The sequence below is a fragment of the Thalassospira sp. CA1 genome (assembly GCF_059052855.1).
This window is the reverse complement of sequence record NZ_JBZCIA010000009.1, coordinates 97465-117860: the sequence shown is the minus strand read 5'-3', so window position 1 is coordinate 117860 and position 20396 is coordinate 97465. Positions and strand designations below refer to the sequence as shown.

Annotated in this window: 17 protein-coding genes; 10 read left to right on the top strand and 7 right to left on the bottom strand. The window is 55.3% G+C overall.

Annotation, left to right across the window (positions count from 1 at the left end; translation table 11 throughout):
• The first annotated feature begins 245 nt into the window (after positions 1-245).
• The 4 genes from AC5Q5A_RS15295 (at position 246) to AC5Q5A_RS15280 (ending at position 4919) form a co-directional block, all read left to right on the top strand.
• The gene (locus AC5Q5A_RS15295; RefSeq protein WP_063086938.1) at positions 246-1616 is read left to right on the top strand and encodes an aspartate aminotransferase family protein; all 1371 of its coding nucleotides are present in this window, start codon (positions 246-248) and stop codon (positions 1614-1616) included.
• A 158-nt stretch (positions 1617-1774) separates the two neighbouring features.
• Entirely contained in the window at positions 1775-3124 is a 1350-nt protein-coding gene (locus AC5Q5A_RS15290; RefSeq protein WP_493895809.1) for an NAD(P)/FAD-dependent oxidoreductase, read from the top strand.
• Between the two features lie 120 nt (positions 3125-3244).
• Positions 3245-3730, top strand: a complete 486-nt coding sequence (locus AC5Q5A_RS15285; RefSeq protein WP_493895808.1) for a group III truncated hemoglobin — start codon at positions 3245-3247, stop codon at positions 3728-3730.
• 355 nt (positions 3731-4085) lie between these two features.
• Complete coding sequence (locus tag AC5Q5A_RS15280; RefSeq protein WP_493895807.1) at positions 4086-4919, top strand: cysteine hydrolase family protein; 834 nt, start codon at positions 4086-4088, stop codon at positions 4917-4919.
• A 38-nt stretch (positions 4920-4957) separates the two neighbouring features.
• On the opposite strand, the gene AC5Q5A_RS15275 is transcribed toward AC5Q5A_RS15280, so the two are convergent.
• The 5 genes from AC5Q5A_RS15275 to betI form a co-directional block, all read right to left on the bottom strand.
• Positions 4958-6274, bottom strand: a complete 1317-nt coding sequence (locus tag AC5Q5A_RS15275) for an NAD(P)/FAD-dependent oxidoreductase (protein WP_493895806.1) — start codon at positions 6272-6274, stop codon at positions 4958-4960.
• 225 nt (positions 6275-6499) lie between these two features.
• Complete coding sequence (locus tag AC5Q5A_RS15270; protein WP_493895805.1) at positions 6500-8092, bottom strand: L-serine ammonia-lyase, iron-sulfur-dependent, subunit alpha; 1593 nt, start codon at positions 8090-8092, stop codon at positions 6500-6502.
• A 161-nt stretch (positions 8093-8253) separates the two neighbouring features.
• Complete coding sequence (gene betA / locus AC5Q5A_RS15265; RefSeq protein WP_493895804.1) at positions 8254-9939, bottom strand: choline dehydrogenase; 1686 nt, start codon at positions 9937-9939, stop codon at positions 8254-8256.
• A gap of 73 nt (positions 9940-10012) precedes the next feature.
• Positions 10013-11470 (bottom strand): betaine-aldehyde dehydrogenase, encoded by a 1458-nt coding sequence (gene betB, locus AC5Q5A_RS15260; protein WP_336232796.1) that lies wholly within the window; start codon positions 11468-11470, stop codon positions 10013-10015.
• Between the two features lie 60 nt (positions 11471-11530).
• Complete coding sequence (betI, locus tag AC5Q5A_RS15255; protein WP_493895803.1) at positions 11531-12139, bottom strand: choline-binding transcriptional repressor BetI; 609 nt, start codon at positions 12137-12139, stop codon at positions 11531-11533.
• A 643-nt stretch (positions 12140-12782) separates the two neighbouring features.
• On the opposite strand from betI, the gene AC5Q5A_RS15250 reads away from it, so the two are divergent.
• The 3 genes from AC5Q5A_RS15250 to choV all read left to right on the top strand — a co-directional run bounded on the left by AC5Q5A_RS15250 (position 12783) and on the right by choV (position 15904).
• Positions 12783-13742 carry a choline ABC transporter substrate-binding protein gene (locus tag AC5Q5A_RS15250; RefSeq protein ID WP_493895802.1) on the top strand — a complete coding sequence of 320 codons (960 nt, stop codon included), beginning with the start codon at positions 12783-12785 and terminating at the stop codon, positions 13740-13742.
• A gap of 114 nt (positions 13743-13856) precedes the next feature.
• Positions 13857-14705 (top strand): choline ABC transporter permease subunit, encoded by an 849-nt coding sequence (gene choW / locus AC5Q5A_RS15245; protein ID WP_008891859.1) that lies wholly within the window; start codon positions 13857-13859, stop codon positions 14703-14705.
• 2 nt (positions 14706-14707) lie between these two features.
• Entirely contained in the window at positions 14708-15904 is a 1197-nt protein-coding gene (gene choV, locus AC5Q5A_RS15240) for a choline ABC transporter ATP-binding protein (RefSeq protein WP_493895801.1), read from the top strand.
• A 69-nt stretch (positions 15905-15973) separates the two neighbouring features.
• Here choV and moaD read toward each other — a convergent pair whose 3' ends face one another.
• Both moaD and AC5Q5A_RS15230 read right to left on the bottom strand, forming a co-directional pair.
• Positions 15974-16225, bottom strand: coding sequence for a molybdopterin converting factor subunit 1 (gene moaD, locus AC5Q5A_RS15235; RefSeq protein WP_063086927.1), 252 nt, complete (start codon positions 16223-16225; stop codon positions 15974-15976).
• Between the two features lie 96 nt (positions 16226-16321).
• Positions 16322-17266, bottom strand: coding sequence for a LysR family transcriptional regulator (locus AC5Q5A_RS15230; protein WP_129542731.1), 945 nt, complete (start codon positions 17264-17266; stop codon positions 16322-16324).
• A gap of 172 nt (positions 17267-17438) precedes the next feature.
• Between AC5Q5A_RS15230 and AC5Q5A_RS15225 the strand changes: the two genes are divergently transcribed.
• The 3 genes from AC5Q5A_RS15225 (at position 17439) to AC5Q5A_RS15215 (ending at position 20385) form a co-directional block, all read left to right on the top strand.
• On the top strand, positions 17439-18311 hold the full coding sequence (locus tag AC5Q5A_RS15225; RefSeq protein ID WP_008891863.1) for an ABC transporter permease: 873 nt from the start codon (positions 17439-17441) through the stop codon (positions 18309-18311).
• A gap of 11 nt (positions 18312-18322) precedes the next feature.
• Positions 18323-19123: an ABC transporter permease gene (locus AC5Q5A_RS15220; protein ID WP_083952803.1), complete on the top strand. Its 801-nt coding sequence runs from the start codon at positions 18323-18325 to the stop codon at positions 19121-19123.
• A gap of 107 nt (positions 19124-19230) precedes the next feature.
• A complete protein-coding gene (locus AC5Q5A_RS15215; protein ID WP_493895800.1) occupies positions 19231-20385 on the top strand; it encodes an extracellular solute-binding protein in 1155 nt (384 codons plus the stop codon).
• Positions 20386-20396 lie beyond the last annotated feature (11 nt).

Sequence of the window (20396 nt, the reverse complement as noted above, 5' to 3'; positions counted from 1 at the left end):
CCCCGGTCAAGCCCCTTCGTTCGATATATCGTGCAAATCATGCAATGCACAATTTTCTGGCGCGACAGGATGGCTCAGCAGCACAGACCACTCACATCGACCGCCAGGTAACAAAAACTGACCTTGAATTCTTCAAAAAGATTGTCGAAAAATCCACTTGCAAAGGTGTTCGAAAAAACGAACACTAAGGTCAGATGTTCAACATATCGCACGAAAGCAGAGCAGCGCCGCTGTCAGGAGACGTTATGAATAATTTCGACAAAACCGCCTATTGGCAGGATATTGATCAGGCTCACCACATTCACCCGTTCACCGATACGGCGGACCTGAACAATCGTGGCACCCGGGTTATCACACGTGCCGAAGGCGTCTTTATCGAAGATTCCAACGGCAAACGCTATCTTGATGGCATGGCGGGTCTGTGGTGTGTCAATGTCGGCTACGGTCGCAAGGAACTTGCAGAAGCGGCCTACAAGCAGATGCTTGAACTGCCCTATTACAACAACTTCTTCCAGTGCGCGAATACCCCGGCGATCGAGCTTTCCAAAGTTCTTGCCGAAATCACGCCCGAAGGCCTGAACCACGTTTTCTATGCCAATTCCGGCTCGGAAGCGAATGACACGGTTGTCCGCATGGTGCACCAGTACTGGAACCTTAAGGGCAAACCGGAACGCACCACCATCATCAGCCGCAAGAACGCCTATCACGGCTCCACCGTTGCCGGTGCGTCGCTTGGCGGCATGTCGGGCATGCATTCGCAGGGCGGTGCGCTGGTGCGCGATATCGTTCATATCGATCAGCCATACTGGTACGGCGAAGGTGGTGATCATACCCCCGAGGAATTCGGCCTGATTGCAGCCCGCAAGCTTGAAGAAAAGATCAAGGAACTTGGTGCAGACCGCGTTGGCGCCTTTATCGGTGAACCGATCCAGGGTGCTGGTGGCGTGATCATTCCGCCGTCAACCTACTGGCCTGAAATTCAGCGTATCTGCAAAAAATACGACATCCTTCTGATCGCTGACGAAGTCATTTGCGGCTTTGGCCGGACCGGCGAATGGTTTGGCTCGGACACCTTTGACATCAAGCCGGACCTGATGCCGATGGCAAAAGGCATGTCTTCGGGTTATTTGCCGATCTCGGCGGTTATGGTTGGCGATCGGGTTGCCGATGTGCTGATCAATGAATGCGGTGAATTCACCCACGGCTTTACCTATTCCGGTCATCCGGCATGTGCGGCGGTCGCACTTGAAAACATTCGTATCCTGCGCGAAGAAAAGATGGTCGAGCGCGTCAAGGACGATATCGGCCCGTATTTCGCCAAGGCACTGAAAACCCTTGAAGACCACCCGCTGGTCGGTGCGGTTGAAACCGTCGGTCTGATTGCCGGTATGCCGCTGGTGGATGACAAGAAAACCCGCAAGATGTTCGACAAGCCGGGCACCGTTGGCACCATGTGCCGCGATGCTTGTGTTGCCAACGGCGTGATCATGCGTGCCTGCGGTGATCGCATGGTTCTGTCGCCGCCGCTTTGCATCACCAAGGAAGAAATCGACGAGCTGGTCAAACGGGCGCGTGCCGCCTTCGACGAGACCGCGAAGAAACTTGGCAAAATGTAATCAAACCCTGATTACAAAGACTTACCCAAATACCCGGCATGAGTTATCATTGCCGGGTATTTTGATTAAGCAGATAACAAACCGCCCACCAAAGCCTGCCCCACAGGCACGCACATCCCACCGCCCCTCACCCAAGCCAAGCCCCAAAAGAGCCCACCATGCTAAAACGTATCTATCAACCCGCCGCCTATCGCACCGATACCCTGCCTGACAGCTATTGGGTCGAAAGTGCATCACCGCTTCCTGCCTGTGAAACCCTGCCCGAAGAAGGCCAGCTTAAGACCGATATCGCCATTATCGGTGCCGGTTATTGCGGCCTCTCGACGGCGTTGGAACTGGCAAAGAACGGCGCAAGTGTTGCGGTGTTTGATGCCGGTCGGTCCGGTTGGGGCGCATCAGGGCGCAATGGCGGTTTTTGCTGCATGGGCGGCAGTGGCAAGGGATTTGGCCAACTGGCAAAGAGTTTTGGTGAAGACGCAGTCAAACAGTTTGCCCGTCATCAACGCGATGCCATCGATCTGGTGGATCAGCGCCTGAATGACTGGGACATTGATGCGGATCGTCATTCTGACGGCGAAGTGGTTCTGGCGCACAAACCCAACCGGGTCGCCGAACTGGCCCACGAAGCACAGGAACTATCCCATTTCACAACCATCCCGACAGAACTGCTAAGCCGCGACGCATTGAAGGAACGCGGCCTTTGTGCGGCGGAAACGTATGGCGGTTTGCATGTTCAGGCCGGTTTTGGCATCAACCCGATGAAGTATCTTTCGGGCTTGCATGAACAATGTGTTCGCGCGGGTGTTCGGATATTCGAACAGGCAACGATCGAACGGTTTGAGGAAGATGGTGATACCTATCGCCTTTATTCCGGCAATACCCAAATTACTGCCGCCAAGATCGTCATCGCCACCAACGGATATAGCGCGGAAAACCTGCCCGACTGGATTGGCGGACGTTTGATGCCGGTCTTTTCGGGTATTCTGATTACCCGTCCGCTCCGCCCGGATGAGCTTGAAAATCAAGGCTGGACCAGCGACCTGATGGCTTTTGACAGCCGCATCCTGCTGCACTATTTCCGCAAGCTTCCGGATAATCGTTTTCTGTTTGGTGGACGCGGCGGGATTACCGCAACGCCCAAGGCCTTTGCCGCAGGCAAACAGGATCTGCTCGATAATTTCAAGCGCATGTTCCCGGCCTGGCAGGATGTTGCCTTTACCCATCACTGGAACGGGCTTGCCTGCCTGTCACAAAGCTGGCGGCCCTATATCGGTCGGGTTCCAGGGCATCACGATGTCTGGACTGCCCTTGCCTGGCATGGCAACGGGGTGGCGATGGCAAGTCTGGGTGGCAAGCTTCTGGCAGAACGGATGCTGGGCATCTGCGATGAGGACGATCTTGGCGCCGTCTTGACGACACCGATGGATAAGTTCCCGATGGCGTCATTGCGGCGTGTGGCGCGTTCTATCGGCTATCGCTATTACGGCCTCCATGATCGGTTTGCCTGATCAATAATGCCATAACAGGTGATCTGTTTGCGTTCGGACACAAAGTGACATATGTCATGTCCGAAAATCGCTTCGTCGTTTAAAGCGGTTCCAGTTGATGCGCAAAACAGGCCCTTTACCATGTCCGAAAAACAGCCAACCCTTGCCGAAATCAAGGAACGTCGCGAAATTGCCACGCGGCGTATCAAGGAAGATACCGGCATTGATACGGACATGATCAAGAACATCGTGCATGGCTTTTACGCCAAGGTGCGCGATGATGACCTGCTTGGCCCGGTGTTTGATGAAAAGGTCGATAACTGGGACCATCATCTTGATCGCATGGTGATGTTCTGGTCCTCGGTCGCGCTGGCGACTGGCAACTATGACGGGCGCCCGATGCAAAAGCACTTGCCGCTCAAGATCACCCGCCATCATTTTGACCGCTGGTTGCAACTCTTTGCCCAAACCCTTTCGGAATATTGCGAAGGACCCGCCGCCCGACATTTCATGGAACGGGCCCTTCGCATCGCTTCAAGCTTTGAAGTCGGCATTGCCGCCCATAATGGCGTGATCCTGTCCAAGGGCGAACGCTATGACCCGGTATCAAGTTGGGAACCAAACTGATCCTGAAACGTTAGGCAATCAGATACACATAACCACGCACCCTGCAAAACCGGGGGTTTGCTTTTTGTCGGCTAAGTTGACAAATTTAAATGATTGCGATTTCATGTGGTTATGAAGAATGCTGGAAGAGTAGAAAAAAATAGCTCTGTTCGTGACGTCCAATGGACGCGCAGCAACGCGGCATCCGGCATTCTGACAATTGGATACATCTGGCCTAGAACACCCGTCCCAAAGCGGTCGGGTGTGGTTCAGTGCGTTACCGCACCTGAACTGCCCGGTTCACCGATGGTCTTTAAGTCCGATTGCAAAGTAGATTTACGAAGCGACCTGAGACGACGAAACGGAGAGCCTGGACATGTGGTCGGTGATCACTCTTATTGTCATTTTACTGGTGGGCGCCATCGCCTACACCATCTATGGCCAACGCCATCATCTCGCCCCCAGCAAGGGCAAAAAGATCAATCTCGCAGAGCGGCCCAATAGCGCCCTTCTGATCGTTGACGTCCAGGAAGATTTCACCAGTTCGGACAGCAAGCATGCCTATCCGGCCGACATGGTCGATAAACTGATCACTGCAATCAACAAACTGGTTGAAGCGGCCAACGCCAATGGAACGCCGGTGATCTCGATCCGCCAGACATTCCGCGGTTGGTACATCAACTTTCTCGTAAAGCTCCTGAATGAAGGTCGTGGCAGCCCCAAATCGAAGGGCCTTGATCTTGATGAACGGATCAACGGCGATATCGACCATGATATCGTCAAGGCGCGCGCGGATGGCTTCAGCGAACCAGAGCTTGATCGCGTTCTGGATCGTCAGAAAGTCGGCAAATTGATTATCGTGGGTCTGGACGGCGATTTTTGCGTCAAGGCAACCATGCAGGCCGCCCTTAACCGCGGGTATGACGTCTCGTTCAGCGACGCGACCACTTTGGCTTTGAACCCTAAAAAATGGGAACGCACCAAGGCACTTCTGACCGCACGCGGCGCATCCGATAATACGGGCCAAGACACAAAGGTCGTTGAGACCGATTCAAAGGATGCAGACCCATCTGGCGCCCGCACCCCTGACAGTACGCCTGATACGGGCAACCAGAATACAACGGTGCCCGATACTGGCGATCAGGACACCAGTGCCCAGAACAAAAAAGACAAAGACAAAGACGAAGACGAAGGACGCAAAATGGCTTAGCGCCATGTAAAGCGCTAAGCACATCACGTCACATCAGATCAAATCTTGTCGCGGATCGAATACCACAGCATTGCGGCCACCAGCATCGGGAAGCGCAACATCTTCCCGCCCGGGAACACCGGGGTTTTGATGTTGGCCATGACGTCAAACCGTTCCATGGTGCCGGAAACGGCATCGGCCATGATCTGCCCGGCAAGGGTTGCCATCGCAACCCCGTGCCCGGAATAGCCCGACGCGGTGAAGATATTATCTTCGATCTTTTCAAAGAACGGCATGCGGTTCATCGTGATCGCCAGCGTCCCGCCCCAGCCATAATCAATCTTGATGTCTTTCAGCTGCGGATAGACTTCCAACATATGCGGCGACACGAACGCCTTGATGTCACGCGGGAAATTATAGCCATAGGTTTCCCCGCCACCAAACAGCATGCGTTTATCCGCACTCAGCCGGTAGTAATTGATCACGAATTTTGAGTCCGCGACCGCGACATCATCACGGATCAGTTCACGCGCCAGATCATTGCCAAGCGGCTCGGTGGCAATGACGAAATTGTTGATCGGCATCACACGTTTTGCCACCCGATCATCCAATGCATCAAGGTACCCGTTGCAGCCAAGGATCAGCTTGTTAGCGCTAACAACGCTGCCATCCCTGGTTTTCACCGTAACCTTGCCAGCCTGATTTTCATATGACGTGACAACCGCGCCTTCGAAAATACGTGCGCCGGCCTGGCGCGCGGCATCGGCCAGACCGAGGGCGAAATTCAGCGGATGCAAATGCCCCGCCCCCGTATCAAGCGATCCGCCATGATAAAATTCGGTGCCAAGCATCGCGCGCATTTCATCGTGGTCGACAAAACGGATATCCTCATAGCCATATTCAGTCTGAAGCTTTTCAGCATAGGCGCGGGAATGTTCGACAAAGCGTGCGCGGTGATCAGCATGCAAAATGCCCGGCTTCCAGTCGCACTGGATATTATGCTTGGCGATCAAGGCCTTGACGACGTCCTTTGACTCTTCGGCGATACCCCAAAGCTTATGCGCATCATCGCGCCCGACCATCTGTTCAAGTTCATCCTGTTCACGCCGCTGGCCGGATCCGACCTGCCCGCCATTACGCCCAGACGCGCCCCAGCCGACCCGGTGCGCTTCAAGCAGGATCACGTCATAGCCACGCTCTGCCAGATGCAATGCCGATGACAGCCCGGTAAAGCCGCCACCAATGATGACAATGTCGCAGGTCTGATCCCCTTCAAGCTTGGCAAAGGGTGCGGTCGCATTCGCCGTCGCGGCATAATAGGAATCAGGATATTGACCCGGCCTGTCATTGGCGGTCAGCAAGTTCGGGGTGAACATGAGGAACCCTCATATTTGTAAATGGATGTGGGCTTATCCTGCCCAATCCGGCCGACCTATCAAGGAAAAACTGCCCTTTTTCCGGCCTTAAACCCGCTTTTCGCCGATTATGCCAAAACCGGCCAAGTCAAAGCAGAACGATTGCGCAAAGCAGCCAACAAAGCGTGATACCTGCGGCACTGATTTTTGCTGTTGGTACGCAACAGGCCTTTGAGAATCAGCGTTTTAAGTTTTTTGGCTAACTGCCTCGACCATGCGAAGGGCGGTTTTGGTGGCGGCACAGCCACCGCGCGCTGTGCAGCGCAAATCAGGATGCATCATATTGCCGATCTTCACGGTCTGATCGACCAGTTCATCATATGCCAGCACCGCATCAAACCCGGCCAGAACCGCCATCGCCGATGAAAAGGCATGTGATACACCGGCGACATTTCGGGCATGACACGGGATTTCAACGTCCCCGCCCACCGGATCACAGACAAGGCCAAGCGTATTCATCAAACACATGCTGGCGGCATCAAAGCATTGTTTTGGCGTGCCGCCATAGGCCTGCGTGACCCCGGCAGCCGCCATCGCCGCCGACGCCCCGGTTTCAACTGAACAGCCACCGCATTCGGCGGCAAAGGTCCCACGCGCGGCAAACACCGCCCCGATCAATGCCATGGTTTGCAAGGCATCGGTTGCACCATCAAGATCAATTCCATGGCGGATCAGGCCATAAAGCGTGCCCGGCACCACACCGGCACTGCCCGCTGTTGGTGCGGCACAAACAAGCCCCCGGTTGCTGTCACGTTCCATCGCCGAAAGCGCACCGGCCATGGCATCCTGCAAGACTGGGCCACCGAGCCCCGCGGGCAGGTTGGCATCACGGACCGTGCGGGCCCGCAGTGTCAAAAACCGCATGACGTTGTCTTCTGGCTTGGCATCAAAGCCCTCTGCCACGACACGCAGCATCAGTTCGCACCGTTCACGAAACAGCGCACGGGTGGCTTCGCGCGATAGCCCAAGTCGTTTTGCCTCCAGCACCAGGGCGGCATCGGCGATGGAGCCATCTTCCTGATCGTCGGCCACCGCAATCACGGCGGCACTTTCGGAAAACAGATCATCGGTGGCGCACACCGGATATTGCGATGCATCGGCAAAGCGTACATCGGCAATGCCTTCGCGGCTTCGAATGGCCGTCAGGAGATCGGCATTCGGCAAGGCCTGAAGCGCGATTTCAACCCGTTCATGATCGGGTTCAACCGAAACACCCAGCAGGCTGTTTTCCCCTGCTGCCAGCTCGTTTGCCAGCGCGTCGGCTTGTGCCACCGCTTCGGCGCCCCAGACAAAGACGGTTGCCGTTTTGCCGGTGATGAACAGGTGTTCGCCATTGCGGCCGTCTATGTAATACATGCCCCCGCCGACGGATGCGCCGTTATAGAGGTCTGAACGTTCCTCGCCATCCGGGGTCGTGACACTCAGTTCGAGATCAACACGGTTTGGGTGGTTGTTGTTTGCAAGCTCGGTGACTTCGATCGAGAAATGGAAGCCTTCGCCCTGCTCTACCCGGCCAAGAATTTCGCGATAATCCGGATCGGTCAGCTTGGCCCCGGCAAGCCCGGCGGCAAAGTTTTCGTCCGAGCTTTGTGCCTTGTAACATGGCGCAAAGGACCCACGCGGGTCGAAGCGGATCACGGCACGCCTAAGCGTTTCACCGTTGGCACAGGAAAGTTCGCGCACCAGCTTGGCCATCATATAGGGTGCCGCACAATGGGAACTGGATGGCCCACGCATAACGGGACCGATAACGGAATTAAGCAGGCTGATTTCTTGCATGGCGGCACTTCTTCGTTGGCGCTGTATGTCGCGGGATTTGCATACAATATGCCATGATCATCCTCCGATGCGGAACCGATTGCAATCACCGGAAATAAAAATCCCCGATCCATCTAAAAATGAACCGGGGATAATCATCAGACTATTTAAAGTCCGCAAATTTAGCGCTGTTTGGTTTCCCATTCCGGATGCACGAAATACGGTGCATTCGATGGTGCCAGCGGCGTGCGACCGCGGATGATGTCGGCGGCCTTTTCACCGATCATGATGGTCGGGGCATTGAGGTTGCCCGATGCGATGGTCGGCATGATCGAGCTGTCGACCACGCGAAGGCCTTCGACGCCATGAACACGGGTTTTCTCGTCGACCACGGACATCTCATCACTGCCCATCTTGCACGAACAGGACGGGTGATAAGCACTTTCGGCGTGATCGGCGACAAAGGCGTCGATCTCTTCATCGGTCTGGATGTCCTTGCCCGGTGCAATTTCCGCCCCGCGCAGATCGGCAAAGGCTTCCTGGGCAAAGATTTCGCGGGTCAGGCGCACCGATGCGCGCATTTCTTCCCAGTCATCCGGGTGGCTCATATAGTTCGGATCAATGATCGGGCGATCCTTGGGGTTGGCGGATGCCAGACGAACCGTCCCACGCGATTTGGAACGCATCGGACCGACATGGGCCTGGAAACCATCGCCTTCGGCCGCCTTGGAGCCGTTATAGTTAATCGCGGCTGGCAGGAAGTGATACTGAATGTCTGGGTGCTGCACGCCAGCCTTGGAGCGGATAAAGCCGCCCGCCTCGAAATGGTTGCTGGCGCCAAGACCGGTTTTGAACAGATACCATTCCGCCCCGATCTTAAGCTTGTTCCACCAATCGAGTTTGCTGTTCAGGCTGATGGGTTTGGTGCATTCCATCTGAACATACAGTTCAAGATGGTCCTGAAGGTTTTCACCGACACCGGGCAGATCATGAACAACATCAATGCCATGTTCGCGCAGATGCGCCGCCGGACCCACGCCCGAAAGCATCAGAAGCTTTGGCGAGTTGATCGAACCGGCCGAAATGATGACTTCGCGATCAACAAGGGCGCGCTTGTTTTCGCCGTCATGGAAAAAGTCGAGGCCGATGGCCAGTTTTCCTTCGAAAACAACATTTTGCGCAAAGGCCTTGTGATAAACGGTCAGGTTCGGGCGCTTCATCGCCGGATGCAGATAGGCGCGCGCGGTTGACCAGCGACGGCCCTTATAGACCGTCATATCCATGGTCCCGAGACCTTCCTGGCGGTAGCCGTTCTGATCCGGGGTGAATTCATAACCGGCCTGCTGACCGGCCTTGATCCAGGCCTTGTGCAGGTCGTTCTGACAGGCACCGGTCGTCACATGCAGCGGACCATCACCGCCGTGATATTCATCGCCTTCGGTGTCTTCGTTGCGCGTATCGGCCTTGCGGAAATATGGCAGGCAGCGCGCATAATCCCATTCCTTGAGGCTTGCGTCTTCTTCGGCCCAGCGATTGTAATCAAGGGCGTGACCGCGCACATAAGCCATGCCATTCACCGAACTGGAACCGCCATACACACGTCCGCGCGGCGTTTCCATGCGGCGGTTATTGAGGTTCGGCTGCGGCGTTGTCCAATAGGCCCAGTTATAGGTTTCCGACTGCATCGGATAGGACAGCGCGGTCGGCATATGAATGCGCCAGTCCCACCAGTGATCCTTTGGTCCGGCTTCAATCACCAGAACCTTAACCTCGGCATCTTCGGTCAGTCGGTTGGCAAGCACAGCCCCTGCCGAACCTGAACCGACAATCACATAATCATATTTTTCAGTGGTCGTTGGGGTCGTCATTTCTGATCCCTTGTTTGGTCGTGCTGTGTGGGCAGCCGGTGAGTGGTTGGCGACGTTGGTTGGTCAAAGCCCCTTAGTAAGGGGCCTCAACGTCGCCGGTTTCGACATAAACGGATTTGATGCGGGTGTAATATTCAATCGCCGCACGGCCGTTTTCGCGGCCAACGCCCGATTTCTTGACACCGCCAAACGGCATTTCGATCGGCGTGATGTTATAGGTGTTGATCCAGCAGGTGCCGGCCTCAAGCCTTGCGACCACGCGATGACCACGCGACAGATCCTTGGTGAACACGCCTGCGGCCAGACCGTATTCGGTGTCATTGGCGCGCTTGATCACTTCGTCTTCGTCGCTGAAGGTCAGGACAGACATTACCGGGCCAAAGATTTCCTCGCGCACGATGGTCATGTCATCGGTGCAACCGGCAAACACGGTCGGTGCGACAAAAAGTCCGCCTTCGGGCATGCCCTCAGTGACAGCATGGCCACCAAGAACGCATTTGGCACCTTCTGCCTTGCCCTTTTCGATATAGGACATGACCTGTTCATACTGGGCCTTGGTGACAATCGGGCCGACCTGGGTTTCAGGCTTTTCCGGATCGCCGAGAACAAGATCCTTGGAACGTGCGATCAGTTTTTCGATGAAGGCATCGGCAACGCTTTCATGGACAAACACACGCGTCCCGTTCGAGCAAATCTGACCTGATGAATAGAAGTTCGCCATTTGTGCGCCGGAAACAGCGTTGTCCAGATCGGCATCTTCGAACACGATCATTGGCGACTTGCCACCCAGTTCCATGGTGACGGCTTTCATGCCACCTGCGGCAACAGAGGCCACCTTGGCACCGGTTGCGGCCGATCCGGTCAGGGAAATCTTGTCAACGCCCGGATGTTCCACCAGCGCGGCACCGCTTTCGCGCGCGCCCTGCACAACGTTGTAAACGCCATCGGGAAGACCGGCTTCTTTAAGGGCCTCGGCGACCGCAATAGCCGAAAGCGGCGTGGTTTCGGACGGCTTGTAAACAACCGCGTTGCCGCATGCCAATGCCGGGGCCGCCTTCCAGCAAGCGATCTGGATCGGATAGTTCCAGGCACCGATGGCACCACAAACCCCAACCGGTTCGCGGCGGGTATAGGCAAAGTTGCCCGCAAGGTCGATATGTTCGCCCGCAAGGCTGCCAGCCACACCGGCAAAATATTCAAGGCATTCAACACCTGAAATCACATCGACAATTTCGGTTTCCTGAATGGCACGCCCGGTATCACGGGTTTCAACCAGTGCCAGTTCATCATTGCGATCCCGAAGGATCTGGGCGGCCTTGAAAAGGACACGTGCCCGTTCGGCAGCCGGTGTGTTTTTCCAAATTTCGAACCCTGCGCGTGCGGCCTTGACCGCGGCATCAACATCAGAAGCGGTGCTTTCGTGGCCCTTGGCCAGAACCGTGTTGGTCGCAGGGTTAAGGGTAACCATTTCTGCGCCCGAACCTTGGGTCTTCTTGCCATTGATGAAATTCTGGATTTGATAAAGGCTCATCTTGAAACTCCTGCAGGCCACCGGGGCAACCGGCAGCCGTGGTCTTTGTGTTTGGTTCGATTACTTCTTTACGTGCTTCTTTGGGCTCGGCGAATTCGCCAGATACATGCGCAAGGTGCCCAGCACCATCTTGCGCGCCCCGGCAATGTCGGCCTGTCCGCGTGACAAACCGGTTCGCACCCAGATGCCGTCAACCATGGCGGCAATTGCAGACGAGATTTCATCTGCGCATTCTTCGGTGGTCAATTGACGCAACTCGTGCCGCAGATTGGATGCAAGGCGCTGAAAATAGATATTGTTCAGACGTCGCAACTGATCGGAAAATGGAACCTGCGCCCAGAAGGACAACCACGCCACCGTCACCTGCGGGGTGAACTGTTCTTCGTTGAAGTTGGTATTGATGATCGCTTCGAGACGGTCCATCGGCGTTTTGGCCGTTGCCAGTCGCACCATGTAGTCATTTCGCAAATCCTTCATCAGGGAGCGCATGGTTTCCTGCAACAGGGCGTTCTTGCCGCCAAAATAGTGCGAAATAATCCCGGACGACATACCGGCAGCCTTAGAGATCCGCGCAATCGTGGTGTCGGCGAATCCGTGCTGGTGAATGGTTTCAATCGTTGCGTCGATCAACTGCCTGCGGCGTACAGGCTGCATACCAACTTTGGGCATTAATTCATCCAATCCTCTGCGTTGCGAGGGGTTCAGAGCGCGTCGCATTTAATCTGTACCATTTTGCCGGAGGCAGCCTTCTGTCGCACAAGGAAAGATCAGCAGAGCGTAGCGGGGCTACGGTCAATGATCTTGACGCTGTGGGGCGGAAGGCTGTTCCGGCCCGAAGGGTTTGATTTTGGCGGCGTTTCGCGACGTTACACCGTTTGAACGATGCGCCGCATCGCTCTGCACGCTGTGCCTTGCCAAACGACACGCCAAAAACAAACAAAATGATGCAGATTAAATGCGACGCGCTCTACCGCCGGTGCAACAGCATAAGACGCAGTTTTTAATCCTTCGCAATTGACGTCTCGTGAATATGCTGTAATTTAATTGAACAATCAATCAATAAAAACACGCCGACATATGCGGCGCGTTTCTCAGGGCTTTTGGCCTTTGCTGCGCGGCTATGCGGCTGTTTTTGTGATTATTCCGGCCCATCACACCCATTCAGGGGAATGTGGTTGATGGCTCTGGGCGAGTGTTGGCGACATGTTTGTTGCGTTGATGTTCGTCTGGCCTCCGGAACCGAGCGTCTTCTGATGACCGGCCAAATCCGGTCATCAGCAACATCAGGTTTATACAAGGGAGAACCAGAAGCATGACCAATCTTTCCACGTTCGGCCGCCTTCTTGGCAGCACCATTATTGCGACCACCCTTTTGGGTGCCACTGCTGCCAAAGCAGCCGATAGCGATGCCTGCAAAACCGTGACTTTCTCTGATGTGGGCTGGACCGACATCACCGCAACCACGGCGACCGCATCCGTGATCCTTGAATCACTTGGCTATACCGCGGAAACCGAATTGCTGTCGGTACCGGTCACCTACACGAGCCTTGCCAATGGCGACGTTGACGTCTTCCTCGGCAACTGGATGCCAACCATGGCAGCCGATATTCAGCCCTACCTTGATAAAGGCACTGTTGTGTCGACCGGTGCAAACCTTGAAGGTGCGAAATACACCCTTGCTGTGAGCCAGAACGCCTTTGATGCGGGTCTTAAGGACTTTGCAGACATTGCCAAGTTCAAGGATCAGCTTGATGGCGAGATTTATGGCATCGAGCCGGGCAATGACGGTAACCGTCTTATCCAGGACATGATCGACAGCAACCAGTTCGGTCTGGGTGAGTTCGAACTTGTTGAGTCCTCCGAACAGGGCATGCTGGCCGAGGTAAGCCGCAAATCATCGCGCGATCAGTTCATCGTCTTCCTCGGATGGGAACCGCATCCGATGAATGCGAAATACGAAATGGCCTATCTTGATGGTGGCGATGACGTCTTTGGCCCGAACTTTGGCGGTGCAACTGTTCACACCAACCTGCGTGCCGGTTACACCGACGAATGCCCGAATGCGGGTAAATTCGTGACCAACCTGAAATTCAGCCTCGCCATGGAAAACGAAATCATGGACGCGATCCTCAACGATGGTACCGACCCGGCAGAAGCCGCAACCGCATGGCTTAAAGCCAACCCGGATGCAGCTTATGCATGGCTTGATGGTGTAACCACCTTTGACGGTGGCGATGCCAAAGCAGCGCTCAAATCCGGTCTTGGTCTTTAAGCACCGCGATTGATTTTACCGATGCGCCCGCCGCTGGTTTCCATTTGTGGCTTCCGGCCGATGCGGGCGCATCGGATGTATTTTTCTTAATTCTCATTGAACGGATTTTTTCGCATGGAATGGCTCACGGAAACGAAGATTCCGCTGGGACAGTGGATATCGTCCCTGATGGATGCGCTGAACGAACATGCCGATTTCGTTTTCTATACCGTTTCGGATGTTCTCGAATTCATTATTGAAAACACCATCGATTTTCTGGTGTGGCTGCCGGCCCTTTTGATCATTGCGGTCTTTGGGGCGCTTGCCGCTGTCTTGCACAAATCATGGAAACTGACGGCGTTTACGGTTCTGTCCCTGTTGCTGGTGGTCAATCTTGGCTATTGGGAAGAAACCATGGAAACGCTGGCGCTGGTGATCTATGCGACGCTGTTTTGCATGTTGATCGGTGTGCCGCTTGGCGTGGCATCCGCCCACCGCCCGTGGCTGCATCAGGCGATGCGCCCGGTCCTTGATCTGATGCAAACGATCCCGACATTCGTGTATCTGATCCCGACCCTGATCCTGTTTGGTCTTGGTGTCGTTCCCGGTCTTATTTCGACCGTGATCTTTGCGATTGCCGCCCCGATCCGCCTGACCCATCTTGGCATTTCCAACACGCCGAAATCCCTTCTGGAAGCCGGGGAAAGCTTTGGCTGCACGCCGCGCCAGTTGCTGTTCAAGGTTGAACTGCCATCGGCCATGCCATCGATCATGGCGGGCCTGACCCAGTGCATCATGCTGTCGCTTTCGATGGTGGTGATTGCAGCCCTTGTTGGGGCAGACGGCCTTGGCAAGCCGGTTGTGCGTGCGCTTAACACGGTGAATATCGCGCAAGGCTTTGAAGCCGGTCTGGCAATTGTGATTCTGGCCATCGTGCTGGACCGCATCTGCCGTCGTGACCACAAAGAAAAGTCGGGGCAGTGATCATGAGCAATGCTGTTGAATTCGATAAGATTGATGTGATCTTTGGCAACCGTCAGGCGGAATCACTTGAACTGCTTGATCAGGGCAAAACCCGCGAAGAAATTGCGGCTGCCACCAACAATGTTCTTGGTGTCGCCGATGTCAGCTTTGACGTTCCCGAGGGCGAGATTTGTGTCCTGATGGGACTTTCGGGATCTGGCAAATCATCGCTTCTGCGCTGTGTGAATGGCCTTAACGCCGTGTCACGCGGATCGCTTCGTGTACGGGCGGGCGATGACATGGTCGATGTTACGAGCTGCAATCCCACAACGTTACGGAACCTGCGTCGTAAAAATGTCGCCATGGTCTTCCAGCAATTCGCCCTGTTCCCGTGGCGAACGGTTGAAGACAATGTCGGCTTTGGCCTTGAACTGGGCGGCATGGGTCCGGCCGAACGCCGCGAGATCGTGCGTGAAAAACTGGCCCTTGTTGGACTGGATAAATGGGCAAACAAATATGCCCATGAACTGTCTGGCGGTATGCAGCAGCGTGTTGGCCTGGCGCGTGCCTTTGCCACCGATGCGCCGATCCTTCTGATGGATGAACCGTTCTCGGCCCTTGATCCGTTGATCCGTAACCGTCTGCAGGACGAGTTGCTGGATTTGCAGGAGAAGCTGAACAAAACCATCCTGTTTGTCAGCCACGACCTTGACGAAGCCATGAAGCTCGGCAATTCGATTGCCATCATGGAAGGTGGTTATGTCGTGCAACACGGCACGCCAGAAGACATCGCCCTTCGCCCCGCCAACGAATATGTTGCGGACTTTGTGGCGCATATGAACCCGGTCAATATCCTGCGTGGACGGGCGATCATGCATCGCCTTGATAGCGATCAGAAATCCGGCAATACCGAGTTCCTGCTCGAAGACGCCAATATCCGCGTCACCCTTCAGGATGGCGTTGTCCGCTCGGCCAACAATGGCGAACGCGGCGAGCTTAAGCTGATCAATTATGACGGCACCCTGCCCGATGAACTGGACGCGACCGACAACTCTATTGTCTTTGTCGCGCAGGAGGATGTGCTGCTGAAGGATCTGATTGAGATGCGATCCGTCACCCAGAACCCGGTCATCCTGACCCGCGATGGCAAGGTGACCGGCACGCTGGGCCGCAAGGAGTTCTTTGACAGTTTGACGCAAACGGCATCGGTTGCGGATTAAGCTGATCAAATAGTCTGATGATTAAAAGGGCGCCCTGGAAACAAGGCGCCCTTTTCTATGAGGAATGAATTAGCCGCCTGTCACCGGCGGGAACAGTGCGATTTCGGTGGCCTTTGTGACGTCGGTATCAGGCGTGGCATATTCCTGATCGACCGCAACACGAATGATCGCGGGATCAGCCAGGGCATTGGCAAAGTTTTCTCCGCGACCGGGCAACCACGCCAGCAGGTCGGCAACCGTTTTGACGGTATCTGGAAGGTCAATGGCCTCTTCCGCCATGCCGATGCGGTCCTTGACCCATGAAAAATAGATCAGCTTCATCTTTAATCCTGACAACAAACTTCAATTTGCCCGCATGCTTGCGCAAGTCCCTGCCCGGTGGCAAGTCCCAATGGCGTGATCTGACGAATTTACTGTTTATGGGTAAACAAAATAGCCGTCCGGTGCCGCATCCAGTCGCGCGGTCAGGTTTTCGATAAAGAACCGTTCCGCCCGGCTAAGCGACATGCGCGGGTTGGTCACCAGATAAATATCAATCGCCGGCGGGTCGATATAGGGCGGCAAGCGCCAAAGCTGCCCGCGGTCGGTCGCGCTTTGCACAACGTGGATCGGCAACGGCCCGATGCCAAGCCCGGCATTGATCAGGCGACGGACTTCTTCAAGGTGCGGGCTGACGGCGACGACCTTGCCCTTCATGCCTTCCTGTGCGCGCAGGACCGCGACCGGGGCCAGTGCATCGCTGAGCTGGTCGGTCGCGAATGATACGAATGCCTCGCGGCGCAGATCAGCCAGGGTCAGGTCCTTTTGACCGAACAGATGATGGGTCGGGCCACAGAAAAAGCCGAAATGTTCGCGATACAAACGGCGATATTCCAGTCTGGGATGGCGTTCCTTGACCAGACAGATGCCAAAGCTGGCCTGCTGTGACAGCACCTGATCGACGACATTGACCGAGGTCGCAACATCGATTTCATAGGTGACTTCGGGATGGGCTCGATTGAATTCAAACAGGGCATCATCAAGGGGTGGAAACACCACATGACTGGCCAGCCACATATGCAAATGCCCGGTCAGCTGATTGCCGCTATCAGACATCACATCCGACAGTCGCCCGATGGCACCGCAAATTTCGCGGCATTCGTGATAAAGCGCCAATCCCTGTTCGGTGACTTCAAACCGGCCGCGTTCGCGGTCAATCAGGCGCGCACCAATCTGATCTTCAAGCCGTTTGAGCGCGTTACTGACACTGGGCTGGCGCAGCAATAACCGGTTGGCCGCCCCGGTGATCGAGCGTTCCTCGACAATAACGGTAAAGGTGTGCAGCAGGTTCCAGTCGAACTGCCGACGCATTAACTCGTTCATTCTGCTGACCTTTCCGACATTTCCAGCACCACACATAGACAATGGCTATGGGATCTATTCTACTTATCTATTTGCGCTATGTGCAAGTCTGGGTTGGAATGCCTCCAACAAATTTCTTCACGGCCAAATAGCCGGGTGCGGCACTGACCGCAGACAATAACGGGAGGCACAAATGGCCGCAGATGTCGCCGGAGCCCGCAGGACTCCGTGGGTACTGCTATCACCATCACTGGCAACCATCAGCCTGCTGCTGATTGTGCCAATGCTGTTCATTGTCGTTTATTCATTCTGGTTGCGCACCGCGACCGGTGCGGATCAGGTCGGCTTTTATCTCGATAACTGGATTGAAGTTCTGGGCGACCGGTTTTATCGCGACATCCTGTTCCAGACCCTTTTGATTGCCTTTTACACCACGGTTATTTGCGCGTTTGTCGGTTATATCCCGGCCTATTTCGTTGCCAATACGCGGATGAAATCCAAGGCGTTCTTGTTGCTGTTGCTGATGCTGCCATTCTGGATCAGTTACATCATCAGAACGATGTCGTGGATCAATATCCTTGGCACATCCGGCGCGCTTAATACCCTTTTGATATCAATCGGCATCATCGATGACCCGATCCAGATGCTGTATAACCAGCAAACTGTCGTTCTGGGCCTTGTGCATTATCTGCTGCCCTTCATGATCCTCAATGTCTATGTCAGCCTTGATGGCATCGACAAGAACCTGACCGAAGCCGCCCAAAGCCTTGGCTGCACAGGTTTCCAGGCCTTCCGCGAAGTGACATTGCCACTGTCGATGCCCGGTTTGGCGGCGGGATCGTTGCTGTGTTTCGTTCTGGCGGCAGGCACCTATATCACCCCGATCGTTCTTGGCGGGCCGCGTGATGCGATGTTTGCCAACCTTGTATTCGAAGCCATCGTGACACAGCTCAACTGGCCGCTTGGCTCGGCACTTTCGCTCGTGCTGCTGGCCCTTTTGGGCGCACTGGTCGTCATTTACACCCGCTATCTCGGCATCGATCAGATCGCCAAGAGTTTCAAGTAAGGGAGCAGCAAATGATGTCCGGTTGGTCAGTAATCCGAATTGCCACGATCCTTGTCTATCTGTTCCTGTTTGCGCCGGTGGCGGTTGTGATTCTGCTGGCGTTCAACGCCAACCAGTTCGGCAGCTTCCCGATTGAGGGCTTTTCCCTCCGCTGGTTTGAAGCGCTTTGGAACAATGATGCGATTGTGCGGGCGTTCAAGACGTCGCTTCTGCTTGGTGTGCTGACGGCCGCCATTTCAACAACGCTTGGCACCCTCGCCGCCCTTGCCATGGTCAGATACGATTTCCCCGGGAAGCGGACTATTTCGACCCTTCTGGTTGCCCCAATCCTGATCCCGGAAGTCGTTCTGGCTGTGGCGCTCCTGCTATTCCTGCAGTTCCTGTCGATGCCAAAAAGCTTTGGGCTTCTGTTGATGGGGCATGTGGTCTTTACCCTGCCCTTTGTGGTGCTGGTGGTTCAGGCGCGTCTGGTTTCCATTCGCCGCGACGTTGAAGAAGCCGCCATGAGCCTTGGCGCGACACCTGTGCAGACCTTCTTTGAAGTGACCCTGCCCTTGATGTTGCCTGCCGTCATGGCCGGGATGCTGTTTGCCTTTACCATTTCATTTGATGACATCACCGGCACCCTGTTCTGGAAGCCGGGCGGTGTTGAAACCGTCCCGACCCAGATATTTGCCATGCTGCGCAACTCGATCAGCCCGGAAATCAACGCGCTTGGGGCTGTGATGGTGATCTTCACCATTGCCCTGCCGCTGGTGGCGGCATCGATTGCGCGGGTCATGGCCATGCGCAAGGTGGGCGCATCGAAATAACTTTTTGCACAATGCGGACAACCGCCAAAACCAAGAACAACACCAAAAATACAACGACCAACAACAAGACCGATCAACGGATATATCGTTTTATCAGGAGGCCTTAAATGGACGATACCAAACGTTATGAACGCCTACTTAATCGCTATCGCGACGGCGATATCAACCGCCGTACTTTCCTGACCGCACTGGGTGCGGCCGGCGTTGTTGCCGGGGTCACCGGCGGCCCGATGGGCATACTGGCCCGCAAGGCGATGGCTGCAACCCCGGAACAGGTCCGCTTTGACGGTTGGGGCGGCGTTGTTTCCGAGGCATTCGAAAAATATGCCTTCGCGCCCTATACCAAGAAAACCGGCATCGAAGTCGTATCGGGCACCTTTGGCGGTGCGGACGAATATATTGCCCGTGTGAAGGCCAGCCAGCCGGGCGAATTCAACCTCGCCCACCTGTCGGGTGTGTTTGACTATGCGCGGTATCATGGTCTGGAACTGACGTCCGAACTCAATGAAGACAACATTCCGAACCTGAAAAACGTCATTCCGACCTTGGTCGAGCCGCTGCGCAAGATCACCGGCGGCACGATTTCAGCCGTTCCGTATGATTACGGCACCACCGGCATTGCCTATAACCGCAAATATATCAGCGACGACGAAGCCAAGGCCAAGGGTGCCAAGCTGATGGTCGATGAAGCCTATAAAGGCAAAATCGGCGGCTGGGGCGAATGGAAAACCCGTATCTGGTACGGCGCAATGCAGTCCGATCAGGACCCGAACAACATTCAGGATATCGAAGCCGTTTGGGACATGGTCCGTGCGCACCGTGACCTCGCGCTGAAATACTGGTCTTCGGGGGCCGAACTGATGAGCCTTCTGGCCGAAGAAGAAATCTATGTCACCGAAGGCTGGTCTGGCCGCATCAAGGCGCTGCAGGATCAGGGCCATGACATTGGCTATCTTGATCCGGCCGGTGGTCTTGGCTGGCAGGAATGCCTGTTTGTGCTGCGTGGCAGCCCGATGGCGGCCTGTGAAGAACTTCTGAACTTTATGCTGGAGCCGGAAGTGGCAATTGCCGTTGCCGAAGGTCAGAGCTATCCGCCGGCCCTTGATCCGCAGAAGATCGAACTGGGCGAGGTCATCCCGACCCTTCCGGCATTTGATCCGAGTGGAACACTGTCGTCGCTTAGCTTCTTTGATCCGGCATACTGGAACGAAAACGAAGCCGACTGGTCGAAAACGTTCTCGCGTGTGCAGCGCGGCTACTAAGCCCCGCCTGC